This window comes from Tardiphaga sp. vice304 (assembly GCF_007018905.1).
Lineage (GTDB): Bacteria > Pseudomonadota > Alphaproteobacteria > Rhizobiales > Xanthobacteraceae > Tardiphaga.
Map to the genome: position 1 here is coordinate 4,115,693 of NZ_CP041402.1, position 18,082 is coordinate 4,133,774.

The following is an 18,082-nucleotide window of genomic DNA, read 5'->3' on the forward strand; positions in this document are numbered from 1 at the left end:
AATGACAATTTCTTTCAGTTCACCGCCACCAACTGCTTTGGCTTAGCCACCCCCGCAATCAGCCGGTTCAGTTCCGGAATGCACGAGCCGCAATTGGTGCCGGCCTTGAGCTGCGCCCCGATCTCTGCGGCACTGCCTGCCCCCGCGGCGATGGCATCGCAGATCGTGGTGCGACCGACGCCGAAGCACGCGCAGACGATGGGGCCGGCGCTGGCATGGCCATCGACGGATTTGCCGGACAGCAGCATGCGGCGCTGGTCGTCGCTGACCGCCTCCGCGGCGAACAGCGTCTTGACCGAATCCCAGTCCACGCCATCCATTGCAGGACCGATGAAGAGGCAGGTCTCGATCCTGTCATCGACGAACGACGCCGCACGGAACACGCCGCGGGCGGTGTCCTCGAACTCGGCAACGTCGTCGCCGCGCAAGGGCTGAAGCCATTCCTTCCACGTCGCGACATCGGAATTGTGCGCGATGACATAGCCGACGCCGCCCGCGACGGCGATCCGCGTCCACAGCGCTTGCTCAGGCAAGTCCAGCGGCCTGCGTGACAGCACGAAGCCGCGCTGCGCATAGGCCATTGGCGCGATCGACACCGGCGTTGCCTTGTTTTCGGGCTGGCCGGAGAACGGATCGACGAACGGCGCCACCAGTGCGCCGACTCGCGCAAAGGACGCGGTTTCGTCATTCCAGTGGATCGGCGCGAACAGCAGGCCGCGCTGCTGGCGCGGGCTGATGACCACCTTCAGGACGCAGGTGCCGTAATCGGTCGTGAGATTCGCATAGCCGCCCTCGCTGACTCCGGCCGGCACGGCATCATCCGGATGGATCTCGACAAACGGCTCCGGCAGATGTTGGCCTAGCCGCGGGCTGAGGCCGGTGCGGGTCATGGTGTGCCACTGGTCGCGGATGCGGCCGGTGTTCAATCGCAACGGCCGTGTCGCCGAAGTCGCGCTGCGCAGCGCGGGCATCTCCACGGCGATAAAGCGCGCGCGAAAATCCTTGGCGTAGAATCCGCCTTCGGCGAAAAAGCGCGGCTGCGGCTGCGTGGTGCCTTCGCGTAGCGGCCACAGCACCGGCGCCATGCTGTCGAAGCCGTCGTCGGAGACTTTGGCCAGCCCGCCGATATCGAAATCGCGGCGGCCATTGTTCTCGAACGCCGACAGCGCGGCATGTTCGCGAAAGATGTCTGCCGCCGAGCTGTAGTTGAAGCCCGCGCCGAAGCCGAGACGTCTGGCGACCTCGCTTAAAATCCACCAGTCCGGCATCGCCTCGCCGGCCGGCTTCAGGAACGAGCGCTGCCGCGATATCCGGCGTTCCGAATTGGTAACGGTGCCGGACTTCTCACCCCAAGCGTGAGCCGGCAGCAGCACATGCGCGCCGGCGTTCACGGTGTCGTTGGACCGCACATTCTCCGACACCACGAACAGGTCGAGCGTGCCGACGGCCGCGCGCACGGCATCCGCGTTGGGCAGTGACACGACGGGGTTGGTGCCGATCACCCAGAGCGCCTTAATTCCGCCGCGGGCGATCGCCTCGAACATCTGCACCGCCTTGAGGCCTTCGTGCGTGGCGACGCGCGGCGCCTTCCAGAACCGGCGGACGCGATCGATTTCCGGCGGGGTAAACCCCATATGCGCGGCGAGCTGGTTGGCAAGGCCGCCGACCTCGCGGCCGCCCATCGCGTTCGGCTGCCCGGTCAGCGAGAACGGGCCCATGCCGATCCGCCCGATCCGCCCCGTCGCCAGATGGCAGTTGAGGATGGCGTTGACCTTGTCGGTGCCCTGCGCCGACTGGTTGACGCCCTGCGAATACAGCGTGACGACGCGCGGCGTATTGCGGAACAGGTGAAAGAAGGCTGCGACATCGGTCTCCGGCAGGCCGGTCGCCAACGCCGTTGCCGCCACGCTGCCGGCGATGTTTCGCGCGCGGGCCAGTGCCGCGTCGAAGCCCATCGTATGTGCGTCGATATAGTCCTGATCGAGGGCGCCGTTGTCCGCGAGGTATGCCAGCAATCCACTGAACAATGCCGTGTCGGTGCCGGGCTTCAGGCCGAGGAACAGGTCGTCGTCGCCCGCCGTACCGGTGCGGCGCGGATCGATCACCACGATGCGGGCGCCGCGCGCCTGCTTATTGGCGAGCATGCGCTGGTACAAGACCGGATGGCACCACGCGGCGTTGGAGCCGGCCAGCACCAGCAGGTCGGCCTCGTCGAGATCTTCATAGCAACCCGGCACGGTGTCGGCGCCGAACGCGCGCTTGTGGCCGGCGACCGACGACGCCATGCAGAGCCGCGAATTGGTATCGACATTGGCGCTGCCGATGAATCCCTTCATCAGCTTGTTGGCGACGTAATAATCCTCGGTCAGCAATTGCCCGGACAGATAGAACGCCACCGAGTCCGGACCGTGTTGCCTGATGATGGCACGAAAGCGATCCGCCGCATGGTCCAGCGCGGTGCCCCACGCCACCTGCTGCATTGCGCCGGATTCACCACGAATCATCGGATGCAGCAGTCGTTCGCTCTGACCTAGCGTCTCGCCGAGCGCGGAGCCCTTCGAGCACAGCCGGCCGAAATTGGCGGGATGCTCGGGATCACCGGCGATCACCGCACCACCGGTCCCGTCGGGCGTGGCCAGCACGCCGCAGCCGACGCCGCAATAGGGACAACTCGTCTTGGTGGCGCGAAGGTTCGGGTCCATCGCCGTCATCACGCGGCCTCGGCGAGCGAGCGGCCGAACATCAGGTTCGTTCTAAGCCGGGCGACATCGGCACCGCTGCGGATCAATTCGAGATACCACAACGCATCGTGGGTATCACCGACGAGCACCGCGCCCGTCAGCCGGCCTTCGGCGATCACCAGCTTCTTGTAGATGCCGTGGCGGATGTCGTTGAGCAGCAATGTCTCGCTGCCTGCGGCCGCCACAAAGTCACCGGCCGAGAACACGCTGACGCCGGACACTTTCAAGTTGGTGGCGAGCACGCTGCCTTCATAGGCAGCGCTGCCGCCTGCGAGATGCTGCGCCAACACTTTGGCCTGTTCATAGGCCGGCGCGACCAGCCCGTAACAAGTGCCGCGATGCTCGGCACATTCGCCGAGCGCAAAGATGTTCTCGGTTCCGGTCGCCATCCGGTCATCGACCACGATGCCGCGATTGACTGGCACGCCGGCCTCTCTCGCCAGCGACGCATTGGGCCGGATGCCCGCCGCGAAGATCACGGCATCGGTCTCAAGCCGGCGACCGTCCGTCAGTTCAACCCCTTGCACGGATCCATCGCCACAGATCCGGGCCGTGTTGGCCTCAAGCAGCACCGTGACGCCCTTGCGCTCCACAAGTGTTCTCAGCAGCGCGGCGGCAGCGGCATCGAGCTGTCGCTCCATCAAACGGTCCATCAAATGGATCAGCGTCACGCTCGCGCCGGCCTTGGCGAGGCCGTATGCCGCCTCCAGCCCGAGCAGCCCGCCACCCACCACCACGACGCGCTTGTTCTGTGCGGCAAGGTCGAGCAGCCCATCGACATCGTGGCTGTCACGAAACGTGTGCACGCCGGCGAGCTCGGCGCCGGGCACCGGCAGCCGCAGCGCCGAGGAGCCGGTGGCAAACACCAGCTTCGAGAACGGCACAGGCTTGCCGGTCGAGGTCCGGACTTCGCGTGCGGTCATGTCGATCGAAACTGCCGTTGCGCCGTATTTCAGCGTGACGCCGCGGTCGCGCCACCATGATGCCGGGCGCAGCTCGATCTCGTCATGGGTCGCCTCGCCGGCCAGCACCGAGGACAGCAGCACGCGGTTATAGGCCAGCCGCGGCTCGTCGCCGATCACCGCGATGGCATAGCGGCCGAGCGCGCATTGTGCGAGCTCGTCGACCAGCTTTGCCGCCGCCATGCCGTTGCCGATGATGACCAGCGCTTCGCTCACGTTTTTTCCTTACTCGGCCGCCTGCGCACCATGCGCCTCGGAAATCATGTAGCCCGACAGCGTGCCGTAGGCGGTCGTCCAGGCGTCTGCGAGTTCGGGGTTCCAGGCCTCGCTGAGACCCTTCTCCAGCGTCCATGGCAAGGCAGATCCGACGATCGGATAGTGCTCGTCCTTGGCGCCGTAGCCGACGTGCCGTTTGGCCAGCGCGCTAGCGGCGGGCAGCACGGTTTCCAGCCGCGACAGCCCGGTCACCACGATGCCGAGCGTCTCCATCAGCTTGCGACGCTGCTCGGCCATATCGGCATCGTGAAACATCGGCTTCACATCAGGCGCGATCTCGAACAGGCGATCGTAGAACAGCACCGCCGCTTGATCGGCGATCGGGACGACTTTGGCGAAGCTCTGCTGTATCAATTCGGTCTGCTGCGGCGTCATGGTGGTCTCCCTCTCTCCACTGTCGTCCCCGCGAAAGCGGGGACCCATACCCTCAGGAAGCAAGAATGAAACGCGGCTCTGTCGCTTTCACCGTCATTGCGAGGAACCTCTTGGCGAGGAAGCGATCCAGCCTTGCCTAGTTTGCGGCTCTCTGGATTGCCGCGCCGCTTCGCTCCTCGCAATGACGGGGAGATGCCATTGCGTGGAGCGCCCCTACGCCGCCTCGACGAATTTGTGGCGCTCGTACAGAAATTCCAGCACGCGCTTGCGGCAGCTCAGATAGACAGGATCGGTCGCGAGCTCGAGCCGCCTGCGCGGCCGCGCCAGCGGCACGTCGAGCACTTCGCCGATCGTGGCGCTGGGGCCGTTCGTCATCATCACGATGCGGTCCGATAGCAACACCGCCTCGTCGACGTCATGGGTGATCATGACGATGGTGTTGCCTAGCTTCTGGTGCAGCGCCATCACCGAATCCTGCAGATGCGCGCGGGTCAGCGCGTCCAGCGCACCAAAGGGCTCGTCGAGCAGCAACACCTTCGGCTCCATCGCCAGCGCGCGCGCAATGCCGACGCGCTGCTTCATGCCGCCGGAGATCTCCGAAGGCCGCTTGTCCTTGGCGTGGGTCATCTGCACGAGGTTGAGATTATGCACGATCCAGGCCTCGCGTTCCTTCTTGCTCTTCGACCGGGCGAACACCTTGTCGACGCCGAGCTGAACGTTCTGATAGACGGTGAGCCACGGCAGCAGGCTGTGGTTCTGAAACACCACGGCGCGGTCCGGCCCCGGCGAATTGACCTCGCGGTCCTCCAGCAGTACGCCGCCCATCGTCGCGGTGGTCAGGCCGGCGATGATGTTGAGCATCGTCGACTTGCCGCAGCCGGAGTGGCCGATGATCGAGACGTATTCGCCCTTGGCCAGCGTCAGGTTGATGTCCTTCAGCACCTCGGACGATACGTTGCCGCGGGTAAAAACCTTGTCGATGTGATCGAGCTTCAGATAGGGCTTCATGATCGTTTCCTTGGCTGACCCAAATTTCAACTGACTGAAGTGCCGTGGGTGACGAGGTTGCCTAAGCCGGCGATCATGCGGTCGAGAATGAAGCCGATGATGCCGACGTAGAACAGCGACAGGATGATTTCGCTGATATGCGAAGAATTCCAGGCGTCCCAGATGAAAAAGCCGATGCCGACGCCGCCGATCAACATTTCTGCCGCGATGATCGCCAGCCAGGAAAGCCCGATGCCGATACGCAGGCCGGTGAAGATATAGGGCGCCGCCGCCGGCAGCATCACCTTGGTGAAGAACTCGATCGGGTTGAGCTGCACCACGGCCGCGACGTTGCGATAGTCCTGCGGAATGTTGCGGATGCCGACCGCAGTATTGATGATGATCGGCCAGATCGAGGTGATGAAGATCACGAAGATCGCCGACGGCTGGCCGTCGCGGAACGCGGCAAGCGCCAGCGGCAGCCAGGCCAAAGGCGGGATGGTGCGCAGCACCTGGAAGATCGGATCGAGCCCGCGCATCGCCCAGACCGACTGGCCGACCAGCGTGCCCAAGGCGATGCCGGCGATAGCGGCCAGCGAATAGCCGTAGGCGACGCGCAGCAGGCTGGCGGAGAGATGCCAGAACAGGCCCTTGTCGATGCCGCCCCGGTCGAAGAACGGATCGAAGATCAACTCCTTGGTGTCGGCATAGACCTTTGACGGCGGCGGCAGGGTCGATCCCGCGCGCCGGCACACCAGCTCCCAGAACACCATCAGCAGCACGAAAACCACCAGCGGCGGGATCACGCGAACCGCGACCTCGCCGGCCATCTTGCGGAATTTGCCGGGACCGGCAGGTCTCGCCGGAGACATCGCGACGACCGGCAAACCCGCCTTCGGTGCGGCGATGGCCGCACCGGATTTCGGGTTTGCCAAAGCTGCCGCGGTTTCGGTGTTGATGGCTTGCATGTTCATCGCAATGTCTCCGTGCTCAGTTCATCGTCGGGCAAGTCGCGGCTGAACGGTTCAGACCTCGACGCGCTTGATGGCGAGCGACTTCAGGTAGGCTGCGGGGTTCTCCGGATCGAACACCTTGCCGTCGAAGAAGGTCTCCTTGCCGCGCGAGGTCGAGGTCGGCATCGCAGTGACGCCCATCTCCTTGGCGGCTTCCTTCCAGAGGTCTTCGCGGTTGACCTTGGCGATCAGCGCCTTGGAGTCGAAGCCGGCGTCGTACTTGCCCCAGCGGATGTCCTCGGTCATGAACCACAGGTCATGGCTCTGGTAGGGGTAGGAGGCGAAGTCGTCCCAGAACTTCATGATGTGCGGCGAATTCTCGACGACGCGGCCGGTGCCGTAGTCGAACTTGCCCCTGACGCGGTCGGTGACGTCTTCCACCGGGCAGTTGATCCACTGCCGCTTGGCGTTGATCGCGGCGACCTCGTCGCGGTTTTCCGACTTCTCGCAGAATTGCTGCGCTTCCATCACCGCCATCAGCAGCGCCTTGGCGGCCCTGGGGTTCTTGTCGACCCAGGCGGCGCGCATGCCGAGCGACTTCTCCGGATGCTTGTTCCAGAGTTCGCCGGTGGTCAGCGCGGTGTAGCCGATGTTCTGGTGGATCAACTGCAGGTTCCACGGCTCGCAGACGCAGAAGCAGTCCATCGTGCCGACCTTCATGTTGGCGACCATCTGAGGCGGCGGCACCACGATGGTTTCGATGTCCTTGTCGGGATCGATGCCGCCGGCAGCCAGCCAATAGCGGATCCACAAATCATGCGTACCGCCGGGGAAGGTCATCGCCGCCTTGACCGACTTGCCGGTGGCTTTCTTCTTCTCGATCGCCGCCTTGAACGGCGCGGTGTCGAGGCCGATCTTGAGCTCGGCATATTCCTTGCCGACCGAGATGCTCTGGCCGTTCAGATTGAGGCGCGCCAGGATGTACATCGGCGTCGGCACGTTATTCTGCGTGACCTTGCCGGCGGAAATCAAATAGGGCATCGGCGTCAGGATATGGGCGCCGTCGATACCGTTGCCTTCGGAGCCGAGCACCAGATTGTCGCGCGTGGTGCCCCACGACGCCTGCTTCAGGACTTCGGTTTCCGGCAGGCCGTATTTGGCGAAAATGCCCTTCTCCTTGGCAATGAACAGCGGGGCCGCATCGGTCAGCGCGATGAAGCCTAGCTTGGCGCCCTTCACTTCGGGGCCTGCGCCCTGCGCGAAGGCGCCGGCGGGGAAATTCAGCTTCACGGCGGCCAGCAGGGCTGCGGTCCCGGCGCCGGCCTTCAGCAATTGGCGGCGGCTCAACTTGCGGGGCAATGGGGTCACTGACTTCGTCATCGTCGCGATCGTCCTTTCAAGCCTGAAGGCCAGCATCGCCATTTCCACCCCGTTACGTCGCAGCGCGCTTCGGACCGGAAGGCGAACAGACATAGCGGCGCGTCTGGGGGACGCCCCCATGATGGCAGTGCGGCGTGTGATGGATGGTGACGGCTACAATGGCGTCAGTAAGAACTATTCAAACTTCGTGCCACAATGGATACGCGTTGAAAGCTGATTTTTTACATAAGCTTAGGTATTCGGCCGAAGAACAGTGCCAGGCGCCGGCGCACCCAAAACTTGCGCAACGCTCAATTCTTGTGCGACGCACCCGAAGCAGGCAGGCGGCGGCACGATGCCGTGATGCGCCGCCACAGGAGACCGGCATCGGTGCTAAGAGAGAGCGAACTCCCGATCGAACGGACCCGCGAATGCCCCTATCCGCCCCATATCCCGATCCGATTCCCGCAGCACTGCGAGACGCCGCGACCACGCTGAAGGCTGCGCTCGCGGTATCGGCAGCCGCCATCCTGTCGCAGGCCGAGGCCGACCTAAAGGCCAACGCCGCCGCGGCGATCCAACATTTCGACATGCTCGGGCGAAAACTCGACGCGCTGCGCACCGATGCGCTCAATGCGGGCATCGGCGTCGTCGCCCGGCGAATCGACGTCACCAAGGCGAGCCTGTTCGAAGTGGTCGGAAGCCCCGAGCGTGACGGCCTGGCAATTTTCGCCGAGCGCGTCGGCGAACTCGGGGCGGAGCTGAATGCGGTGATGGCAAAAGCCGGCCAGGCGCCCGAACCGCCGTTTCAATTCGACCAATTCTTCCTGGAGAGCATGCACGACCTCGGCCAGCGCGACTGGAGCGAGGGAGCCTGAGCGACGGGTCAGGCGATGTCGCCGACGCGGCGAAAAGCGCCAGACAGTATGGTAATCGTGGCCAACGCGTAAGATCGCAAGGCCAATCCGCTCGTTCATGTCCCCTGTCCCGCGCTCGGGCTCGACAACATACTGGAGTGATATTGCGATGCAGTCCCGAAACTCGCTCTCCGCGTCTTCGCCCGAACAGGCCGGCATGTCCGGCGCAGCGTTGGCTAGCGTCGATGCCCATCTGAAGCGCAACTACATCGACGCCGGTCGCTTTGCCGGCACGCAGCTCCTGGTCTGGCGACGCGGCTGCATCGCGCACCATGCCGTGCAGGGCCTCGCCGATGTCGAGCGCAACATCCCGTTGGGTGAGGACAGCATCTTCCGGATCTATTCGATGACCAAGCCGATCACCTCGGTGGCCTTCATGATGCTGGTGGAGGAAGGCCGCGTCGCGCTCGACGAGCCCGTGCACAAGTACATTCCGCAATGGAAAGATCTCGGCGTGTACCGCAGCGGCGTAACGGCGCCGTTTCTGACCCGGCCACCGGCGCGGCCGATGCTGGTGATCGACCTGTTGCGCCATACGTCGGGGCTGACCTACGGCTTCCAGCAGCGCACCAATGTCGATGCCGCCTACCGCGCGCTCAAGATCGGCGAGATCGAGAAGGCCGGCACCATGGCCTCGATGGTCGCCGACCTTGCGACCATCCCGCTGGAATTCTCGCCGGGCGACGCCTGGAATTATTCGGTATCCACCGACGTGCTTGGTTATCTCATCGAGAAGATTGCGGGGCAGCCATTCGACCAATTCCTGCAGCAGCGCATCTTCGATCCGCTGGGCATGGCCGATACAGGTTTTCATGTGCCTGCCGAAAAGGCGCACCGGCTGGCGGCCTGCTACGCCGTCGATGGCCGCGGCGGCAAGGTGCTTCAGGACGATCCCGCCACCAGTTCATTCCTGACGCCGCCATCGTTCATCTCCGGCGGCGGCGGGCTGTGCTCGACCATGGCCGACTATCTCACCTTCTGCCGCGCCTTGCTGAATCGCGGCGAACTGGACGGCGTGCGCCTGATCGGCCCGAAGACGCTGGCGCTGATGACGGCTAACCATCTGCCAGGACACCGTGATCTTACGGAGATGTCGACGTCGATGTTCTCAGAAGCCAACTATGCCGGGATCGGTTTTGGCCTCGGCCTTTCGGTAACTATGGATCCAGCCCGGGCGATGATCGCCGGCAGCGCCGGCGAGTATGCCTGGGGCGGCGCCGCGGGCACCGCGTTCTGGATCGATCCAGCCGAAGACATGATCGCGATCCTGATGACCCAGTTACTACCATCCAGCGCCACTCAGGTGCGCCGCGAACTGCGCAGCATGATTTATGCAGCCATCACCGACAGTAATATTTGACGACCGTGACGACGCCGTGATTTTGACAGCATCGGTATGCAATAAGTTCTTTGGGCAAAATTGCGACGCCGAGTGAATTGGTACGGTCTCATGCTGGATACCGCAGACTGCCAGCACAATGCCGCTGCTATCAGTGGTGGCATAATCGCCTGCGGTGCTCGGTTGCGCGCGGACATAATTTGAAACCAACCGGTCGCGGCTAGCTTGAACGGAACCGAATGCACGAGAACGTGATGTAGCAGGCTGCCCGCCAGACGCTAAGGATAAACGTGACGGTTCCGGCGATGCTCCAGCTGAATCCATGCGCGTGGGGTGAGACACATCGGTAGTCTGGACTGTGTCAAAAAGGACAGGACTGGAATTGCTTCCGGGCTACATTTCGCAGTGAGCGGGAATTCTGGCATTCGGCATAGTGATTCACATCGACCTATCTGCGGTTTTGACGCTGCAACCCGTTACCTCCGAGTTACGACATGATCTTGTTGATCGTCGAATCCTTTACCCTGTTGAATTTCGGTGGTTGAAAGATGAATTCTTCCATCCCCTCGCGCTCAGGCTGTGTATAAGGATGGGCGATTGGCCGAAGGTTGAGGACCAGGCGACAAAAAAAGCAAACAAGAAAATATCAGATTTTCCGTATCAACAAACTGAATGGTGACGAATGAAGCAGCGCAGCGCCGGCAAACCCGACATCGAGATGGGCAAAAGAATCCGCCTTCGTCGTGTCGAGCAGAAAATCTCGCAGGCGGATTTGGGCGAGCAATTGGGCGTCAGTTTCCAGCAGGTCCAGAAGTACGAAAAAGGCGTGAATCGCGTTGGTGCAGCACGTTTGCAGCAAATTGCGACCGCGCTCGACGTCCCGGTGACGTTCTTCTACGACGGCGACGGCAAGACGCGCGAAGTCGAAAGCCTGCTGTTTCTCGACAGCGCCTTCAGCCTGCGCCTGCTGCGCGCGTATAGCCGAATCAAGAGCCAGACCGTTCAGCGCCAGATGGTCGCTTTGATGGAGTCGATCGCGGACGAAGAGAAATTGCCCGCCTAAGCCGCAGGCTATCTTCTCTGATTCGCTAAATTGGATAGCTTTCTCAGCCACTGAGAAGTTCTGCGCTGTGCCCCGCGCGCGCTGACACGCGCGGCGGCGGGCCGGCCTTCCTTGCGATCACAGGAATGAGTGACCGGCGCGCCGCCGGCGCATTTTCCATCCAGTGAGAATTACGGCGTCAGCACGGCGCGGCCGATAAGTCTGCCGGCCCGAAGATCGTCCAGCGCTGCGTTGGCCTGCGCAAACGGCAGCGGGATCACCGGGATCGGCGCGACGTGCCTGGTCCGCACCAGTTCGAGCAATTCACGGGTTTCACGCAGATTGCCGACATAGCTGCCCTGGATGGTCAACGCCTTCATCGCGATCAAGGGCAGCGCCCAGGTGGCGCCGCCACCGAACAGCCCGACCATGATCAATTTGCCGCCTTTCGACAGCGCATCGAAGCCGAGTTGCGTCGTCGAGGGCGTACCGACCAGATCGATCACCGACAGGATAGGCCCGCCTGCGGCTTTGGCGAGTTGCTCCAGCGCGTCCGGCGCGTTGCCATCGACAGCACCCAGCGCGCCAGCCTTGATCGCAGCCTCGCGCTTGCGGGCGTCGATATCGACGACGATGGCGCCCTTGCCGCCCATCGCCTTGAGCAGCGCGAGTGCCATCAGGCCGAGGCCGCCGGCGCCGAAAATCACGATCGGATTGCCGAGATCGCTTTCGACTTTCTTCAACGCACTGTAGGTCGTGACGCCGGAGCAGGCATAGGGCGCGGCGGTGACGGGATCGAGCCCCTGCAGATCGAGCAGATAGCGCGGATGCGGCACCAGGATGTGGTCGGAATAGCCGCCGTCGCAATGCACGCCGAGACAGTTCGGCTTCAGGCACATGTTCTCGTCGCCGGCCAGACACACCGCGCACTTGCCGCAGCCGATCCAGGGATAGACCAGCGCGATGTCGCCGATCTTCACGCCCGGCTCGTTCTGCGCGTCCGGGCCGAACGCCACGACCTCGCCGACCGTTTCATGGCCCATCGTCCGCGGCAGCGAAATGCCGCGGTCCTTCAGCGACAGCCTCTTGCGGCCGTGGCCGAGCTCATAGCCGCCCTCCCAGATATGCAGGTCGCTGTGGCATACGCCCGCGGCCTTGACGCGAACCAGCACCTGCGTGCCGGTCGGCTGCGGCGTGTCGATCTCGGCAAGCACCAGCGGTGCCTCGAATTCAGCGACCTGATAGCTCTTCATGGTGTTCCTCTCCGGTGGTTTCTTGTTGTATTTTTTTAAGCTTGGGGGCCGGCGCTCCGGATCGCGTCCCAGATTTTCAGCGGCGATAGCGGCGTGTCGAGCTGGGTGATGCCATAGCCGCTCAGCGCATCGAGCACGCCGTTGGTGATGCAGGGCGGCCCGCCGATCGCGCCAGACTCGCCGCAGCCTTTCGAACCCAGGGGATTGGTCACGCAGGGCGCCGAGCCATCGAGCGTAACCGACAGCGGCGGCACGTCGGCGGCGCGCGGGATGCAGTAGTCCTGATAGGTCGCAGTGAGCAACTGACCTTCCGCATCGTAATGCACGCCTTCATACAGCGCCTGGCCAATGCCCTGCACGACGCCGCCATGCACCTGGCCGATGACGAGCATCGGGTTCACCGCGACGCCGACATCGTCGACCGTGGTATACTTCACCACATTGGTGATGCCGGTCTCCGGATCGATCTCGACTTCGCAGATATGCGTGCCGTTCGGCCAGGTCGGGCCGTCGGCCACGCCGGTGGATTCGACGCTGAGCTCGGCGCCGCTCTCGGCCTTGGCGATCTCGAACAGGCCGATCTTCTTGTCGGTGCCGACCACGGTGAGGTAGCCGCCGGCATATTCGATGTCGTCGACGGAGGCTTCCAGCAAATGCGACGCCTTCTCGCGCGCCTTGGCGATCATGTCCTGCGCCGAGACGACCGCCGCGGTGCCGCCGACGAACAGCGAGCGCGAACCGACGCTGCCCATGCCGACGATGACGTCGGTATCCCCTTGGATCACGTCGATCTTGTCCATGCCGATGCCTAGCGATTCCGCGACCAGCTGCGAATAGGCGGTCTGCAGCCCCTGCCCCATCGCCTGCGTTCCGGAATGCAGGATGACGCGGCCCTCGGCGGTCGCGCGCAGTTTCACGGTTTCCTTGGTGCCGGGGCCGCCGGTCCATTCGATGTAGCTGGTCAGGCCGCGGCCGTAGAGCAGGCCCTTCTTCTTCGCCGCCTTCTTGCGGGCGGCAAAACCATCCCAGTCGGACAGTTCGGACGCCCGCTCCAGCATATGCGCGAAAGCGCCGCTGTCATAGGTCTGGCCGACCGCGTTCTTGTAGGGAAACTGCGCCGGCTTGATGTAGTTGACCTTGCGGATCGTGCGCGGATCCATGCCGATCTGCCGTGCCGCGGCGTCCATCAGCCGCTCCATGATGAACACTGCCTCGGGTCGCCCGGCGCCGCGATAGGCGCCGACCGGCGCGGTATGCGTCATCACCGCCTTGATGTCGTAATGCACGTTCTGCAAATCGTAGACGCTCGTCTGCACGAAGGGTCCGAGCACCAGCGGAATGATCACGCCGGTGCCGGACATGTAGGCGCCGGTGCCGCCGACCGACTTGACGCGATAGGCCTGGATGCGGCCTTTCGCATCGAGTGCGATGGCGGCGATCGAGGTGAGGTCGCGGCCATGCGTGCCGCCGACGAAATCGTCGGTGCGGTCACCGCGCCAGCGAATGGTGCGGCCGAGCTTGACCGCCGCATAGGCGACGATGCCGTCTTCCGGATACAGGCTGGTCTTCTGGCCGAAGCCGCCACCGATATCACCGACCACCACGCGGATGCTGTCCTTCGGCCGCTTCAGGATCGAATCCGCCAGGATGTCGCGGGTCGAGGCCGGCGTCTGACTCTGCACGAACAGCGTGAGTTTGCCGGACTTCTTGTCGACTTCGGCAATCGTGCTGCGCGGCTCCATCGCCGAGGGGACCAGGCGCTGGCTGGTGACGTCGAGCGAGACGACGTGCTTCGCCGCAGCGAAGGCGGCATCTACATTGGCGGCGTCGCCATAGCTCATCACGGCGACGATATTGTCCGGGGCATCCGGCCACACCTTCGGCGCGCCGGGCTCGGTCGCCGTGGCAAGATCTACCACCGCCGGCATAACCTCATATTGCACGTCGATCGCTTCGGCGGCGAGTTGCGCGGCCGTGCGCGAGGTTGCGACGATGGCGGCGACCGTTTCGCCGGCATAGCGCACGATCTCGTGCGCCAGCAAACGGCGCGGCGGAAAGGTCGCCGGCGAGCCGTCGGGCCGCTTGAAGATCGGCAGCGTCGGCAGCGTGCCTACGTCTTCGGCGACCAGGTCCGCGCCGGTGTAGATGGCGGTGACGCCGGGCATCGCTTTCGCAGCGGCGCAATCGATCGAGATGATTTTCGCGTGGGCATGCGGCGAGCGCAGCACATGCAGCCACAACGCGCCGTCTTCCGGCTTGTCGTCGATGAAAAGGCCCTTCCCGGTGAGAAGTCGCTTGTCCTCAAGGCGCTTGGGCGAGAGGCCAGCGCCGAAACGCAGATTACCGGGCAGAATGTTCATCAGGAGGTCCTTTGGCAGACAGGCTGCACTGCGTTCTAACCCATAAGCCGCGCGGCAGCCAACATCCCCGCCGCAGGTCAGCCGAGCTCCCGCAGCACCGCTTCGATGACCCGGCGTTCATCCGCCGTGAGCGCCGCCTGCGGCGCGAGGGGATCGCCGACCTCATAGCCCTGGATCGACAGCCCGGTCTTGATGCAGGCGGCCAGATTGTAACGTGCGAAGGCTTCGTTGAGCCGCCACATCCGGCGTTGCAGCGCCATCGCCTCGTTCCAGCGCTGCGCCTTGCACAGGTCGTACAATTCCACGCTCTGCTTCGGCGCCACGCAGGCCGGACCGGCCATCCAGCCGACGCCGCCGATCAGCATCACAGCCGCGGGAATGTGCGCGGAGGCCGCAAACACCTGCAGCTCGCTGCCGCAGCGGTTGATGATCGACAGCAGCCGCCCGGTATTGGTCGAGGCGTCCTTGATGTAGCGAATCCGCGGATGTTCGGCGAGCCGCGCGACGACGTCGAGCGTCAGATCGGAACGCTGGAATTGCGGATTGGTGTAGATCACGACAGGGATATCGACGGCATCCGCAATGGCGCGAAAATAGGATTCGACCTGGGCGTCCTTGAGCGGGAAATACGCCTCTAGAATCGCGAGAATGCCGTCGGCTCCGAGTTTCTGGTACGATTTCGCCTGCGCCACGGCGTCCACCGTCGATGTCGAGGCAACACCGGCCACCACCGGCACGCGCCCCTGCGCGGCTTCGATCGTCGCCTGCACCACCGTGCGGCGCTGCTCGCGGCCAAGATAGGCGATCTCGCCGGTCGAGCCGAGTGGCGTGAGGCCGTGCACGCCGGCCCCGATCAGTTCATCGCACAACCGGCCGAGCACCTCGGTGCGGATCCTTCCGTCGGCGTCCGTGGGCGAGACCAGATACGGAAAGACGCCGTGGAAAGCGGCGCTCACCCGGCGTCCTTCAACACGCCTTCCGCCTTCAGCACCTCATGTGCGGCCTTGAACGCCTCAAGCCCTGCGGGAATGCCGGAATACACCGTGGCATGCAGCAGGATCTCCTTGATCTCCTCGACGGTGACGCCGTTGGTCAGCGCGCCCTTGACATGCAGCTTCAGCTCGTTCGGGGCCTTGAGAGCCGTGAGCATCGCCAGATTGAGCATACTGCGGGTCTTGCGATCGAGCCCCGGCCGTGTCCAGGCATAGCCCCAGCACCACGACGTCGTGATGTCCTGAAACGCCATCATGAAATCGTCGGCCTTCGCACGGCTGCCATCGACATAGTCCTTGCCCAGCACGTCGCGCCGGACCTCGAGGCCCTGTTTGAAAAACTCGCTGTCGCCCACCGCATCCTCCTGATTTTTTTACTCGTTAAGACCAGCTTCGGGAGCCGCCGCGCGAATGTCAACGGGCACGAGCCTGCGTCGACGACGCGCGGAGGATAGTGGTGTCAGGCGTTCGCCCGGAAATTCTCGATCAGCCGCAGCAGCACGCGCGCGCCGGCTTCGACATCCGCCGGCTCGACGTGCTCGGCGGGATGGTGGCTGATACCGCCGCGGCAGCACACGAACAGCATCGCCACGTCAGCGATGTCGATCATCGCCATGCCGTCATGGCCTGCCCCGCTCGGCAATTCGAACACCGGGTAGCCCTCGTCCTTCACCGCCTCGGCGACCTGCTGCTGCAACCAAGCCGCGCAAGGCACGGTGCGGTTCTCATGGGTGACGTTGATCTCCAGCGCCAGATGCCGGCGCCTGGCGATCTCCTCGATCTGGCGCACCACGTCGGCGACCGCCAGCTTGCGAAAGGAATCGCGCGGGCTGCGCATGTCGATGGTGAACGACACCATGCCTGGAATCACATTGGTCGCGCCCGGCATCGCGTTGATGTAGCCGACCGTGCCGACCAGCCCGTCCCGGTCGCTGGCGCAGAATTCCTCGATCGCCACGATGCATTCCGCCGCCCCCGCCAGCGCGTCGCGACGCAGCGCCATCGGCACGGTGCCGGCGTGGCCGGCCATGCCGCGCAGCTCCACCGCCAGCCGCGTCGCCCCGGCAATCGCGGTGACCACGCCGACCGGAAGCTGCTTGGCTTCCAGCACCGGCCCCTGCTCGATATGCAGCTCGACATAACCCAGCAGTTCGCTGCGCGCCCGCGCCGCGGCACCGATGTGCTCGGGGTCGAGCCCGAACGCGACCATCGCCTCACGCATGGTGAGGCCCGAGCGGTCCTTGCTGCCCAGCGCACTTTCATTGAAGGTGCCGGCGACGGCGCGGCTGCCGAGCAGCGTCGAGGCGAATCTCACGCCCTCCTCATCGGCAAAGCCGGTCACTTCCAGCGCGAAGGGCAACCGCTTGCCGCGCCGGTTGAGGTCGCCGACGCAGGCGATGGCGGCGATCACCCCGAGCGGCCCGTCCCAGCGGCCGGCGTCGCGGACGGTGTCGAAATGCGAGCCGATCATCAGGCACGGCAGGCCCGGCCGGTCGCCTTCGTAGCGTCCGCAGACATTGCCGATTGCGTCGAGCTGTGCGGTCATTCCCGCGTCGCGCATCCAGCCCATCAGCAGCTCCGCCGCGGCCCGGTGCTCGGCCGTGAGGAAGACGCGCGTGATAACGTCCGCCGTCTCCGAAATCGCCGCCAGCCTATGGATGCGTTCGACGATCTCGGCGCCGAGCGACACGATCGGGGCGACTTTCGCTTCCATGGCAATCATGCTTCTTTGGTGGCCCGCGACATTGCCGCGGTGAGGGACGTTTCAGTATAATTCGGCTATTGGCTCAGGCCAATCCGCAGTGTCCGAGCGCCTTTCAGCGAACAGAGGACAGGAGAGACAATGAACGATCAGTCCACGCGTGACGAGTTCTATCTCCGCCGCGCCTTCGACGCCAGCCACCGCGCGGTGGCCAACGGCAACCACCCGTTCGGTGCCGTGCTGGTCGATTCCGAAGGCCAGTTGCTGCTGGAAACAGAGAACGGCTTCATGCCCTCGCATGACGGCACCGCCCATGCAGAAAGGCTGTTGTGCTCGGCCGCAGCGACCAGCCTGTCGGCCGCGGTGCTGGCGGGCAGCACGCTTTATTCATCGGCCGAACCGTGCGCGATGTGTGCTGGTGCAATCTACTGGGTGGGCATCGGCCGCGTCGTGTTTGGCCTGGGCGAATCCAGATTGAAAGCCATCACCGGGGCGCATCCGGAAAACCCCACGCTCGACCTGCCCTGCCGCACGGTGTTCGCGGCGGGCCAGAAGACGATCGAGGTGATCGGCCCGCTGCTGGAGGACGAAGCCGCAGCCCAGCATGAAGGTTTCTGGGCGACGCAGGACTAGCTAGCGGCGTCGCCGTCCGCGCGGCACCACGCCTGCTGCAGCAAGGACTGAGGCACGGACCCCGCCGCTTGACACACCCTGTGCGGGTTTGACGCCGACAATTGATGCAGAACGTGAGATTTGCTGAAACGCTGTGCACATGATGACGCTTTTTAGAGATTTACGCTGCATTCCGGTTTAGCACACAATTA

15 protein-coding genes are annotated in these 18,082 nt (G+C 64.1%); 4 read left to right on the forward strand and 11 right to left on the reverse strand.

The window, feature by feature from the left end; all coding sequences use genetic code 11:
- Positions 1–14 precede the first annotated feature (14 nt).
- The 6 genes from FNL56_RS19595 to FNL56_RS19620 all read right to left on the reverse strand — a co-directional run bounded on the left by FNL56_RS19595 (position 15) and on the right by FNL56_RS19620 (position 7,674).
- Entirely contained in the window at positions 15–2,711 is a 2,697-nt protein-coding gene (locus FNL56_RS19595; RefSeq protein WP_143574643.1) for a nitrate reductase, read from the reverse strand.
- Entirely contained in the window at positions 2,711–3,919 is a 1,209-nt protein-coding gene (locus FNL56_RS19600) for an NAD(P)/FAD-dependent oxidoreductase (protein ID WP_143574644.1), read from the reverse strand. The genes FNL56_RS19595 and FNL56_RS19600 overlap by 1 nt, the downstream gene beginning before the upstream one ends.
- A 9-nt stretch (positions 3,920–3,928) precedes the next feature.
- Positions 3,929–4,354 carry a globin family protein gene (locus FNL56_RS19605; RefSeq protein ID WP_143574645.1) on the reverse strand — a complete coding sequence of 142 codons (426 nt, stop codon included), beginning with the start codon at positions 4,352–4,354 and terminating at the stop codon, positions 3,929–3,931.
- Positions 4,355–4,567: 213 nt separating this feature from the next.
- The gene (locus FNL56_RS19610; protein ID WP_143574646.1) at positions 4,568–5,362 is read right to left on the reverse strand and encodes an ABC transporter ATP-binding protein; all 795 of its coding nucleotides are present in this window, start codon (positions 5,360–5,362) and stop codon (positions 4,568–4,570) included.
- A gap of 26 nt (positions 5,363–5,388) precedes the next feature.
- Complete coding sequence (ntrB, locus tag FNL56_RS19615) at positions 5,389–6,315, reverse strand: nitrate ABC transporter permease (RefSeq protein WP_168202971.1); 927 nt, start codon at positions 6,313–6,315, stop codon at positions 5,389–5,391.
- 51 nt (positions 6,316–6,366) lie between these two features.
- A complete protein-coding gene (locus FNL56_RS19620; protein WP_143574647.1) occupies positions 6,367–7,674 on the reverse strand; it encodes a CmpA/NrtA family ABC transporter substrate-binding protein in 1,308 nt (435 codons plus the stop codon).
- A 410-nt stretch (positions 7,675–8,084) separates the two neighbouring features.
- On the opposite strand from FNL56_RS19620, the gene FNL56_RS19625 reads away from it, so the two are divergent.
- From FNL56_RS19625 to FNL56_RS19635, 3 genes are all read left to right on the forward strand, one after another.
- Positions 8,085–8,531 (forward strand): hypothetical protein, encoded by a 447-nt coding sequence (locus tag FNL56_RS19625; protein WP_143574648.1) that lies wholly within the window; start codon positions 8,085–8,087, stop codon positions 8,529–8,531.
- 148 nt (positions 8,532–8,679) lie between these two features.
- Entirely contained in the window at positions 8,680–9,930 is a 1,251-nt protein-coding gene (locus FNL56_RS19630; protein WP_143578132.1) for a serine hydrolase domain-containing protein, read from the forward strand.
- Between the two features lie 661 nt (positions 9,931–10,591).
- Positions 10,592–10,972: a helix-turn-helix domain-containing protein gene (locus FNL56_RS19635; RefSeq protein ID WP_143574650.1), complete on the forward strand. Its 381-nt coding sequence runs from the start codon at positions 10,592–10,594 to the stop codon at positions 10,970–10,972.
- Positions 10,973–11,142: 170 nt separating this feature from the next.
- On the opposite strand, the gene FNL56_RS19640 is transcribed toward FNL56_RS19635, so the two are convergent.
- From FNL56_RS19640 to FNL56_RS19660, 5 genes are all read right to left on the reverse strand, one after another.
- Positions 11,143–12,204, reverse strand: a complete 1,062-nt coding sequence (locus FNL56_RS19640) for an alcohol dehydrogenase (RefSeq protein WP_143574651.1) — start codon at positions 12,202–12,204, stop codon at positions 11,143–11,145.
- A gap of 35 nt (positions 12,205–12,239) precedes the next feature.
- Positions 12,240–14,564 carry a xanthine dehydrogenase family protein molybdopterin-binding subunit gene (locus FNL56_RS19645; protein ID WP_143574652.1) on the reverse strand — a complete coding sequence of 775 codons (2,325 nt, stop codon included), beginning with the start codon at positions 14,562–14,564 and terminating at the stop codon, positions 12,240–12,242.
- Between the two features lie 77 nt (positions 14,565–14,641).
- Entirely contained in the window at positions 14,642–15,520 is an 879-nt protein-coding gene (locus FNL56_RS19650; RefSeq protein ID WP_143574653.1) for a dihydrodipicolinate synthase family protein, read from the reverse strand.
- The gene (locus FNL56_RS19655) at positions 15,517–15,912 is read right to left on the reverse strand and encodes a carboxymuconolactone decarboxylase family protein (RefSeq protein ID WP_143578134.1); all 396 of its coding nucleotides are present in this window, start codon (positions 15,910–15,912) and stop codon (positions 15,517–15,519) included. Before FNL56_RS19655 ends, FNL56_RS19650 begins: the two co-directional genes overlap by 4 nt.
- Before the next feature lie 104 nt (positions 15,913–16,016).
- On the reverse strand, positions 16,017–17,270 hold the full coding sequence (locus FNL56_RS19660; protein ID WP_168202972.1) for an allantoate amidohydrolase: 1,254 nt from the start codon (positions 17,268–17,270) through the stop codon (positions 16,017–16,019).
- Positions 17,271–17,399: 129 nt separating this feature from the next.
- Here FNL56_RS19660 and FNL56_RS19665 point away from each other — a divergent pair, with 129 nt between their 5' ends.
- Entirely contained in the window at positions 17,400–17,891 is a 492-nt protein-coding gene (locus tag FNL56_RS19665) for a nucleoside deaminase (RefSeq protein WP_143574656.1), read from the forward strand.
- Positions 17,892–18,082 lie beyond the last annotated feature (191 nt).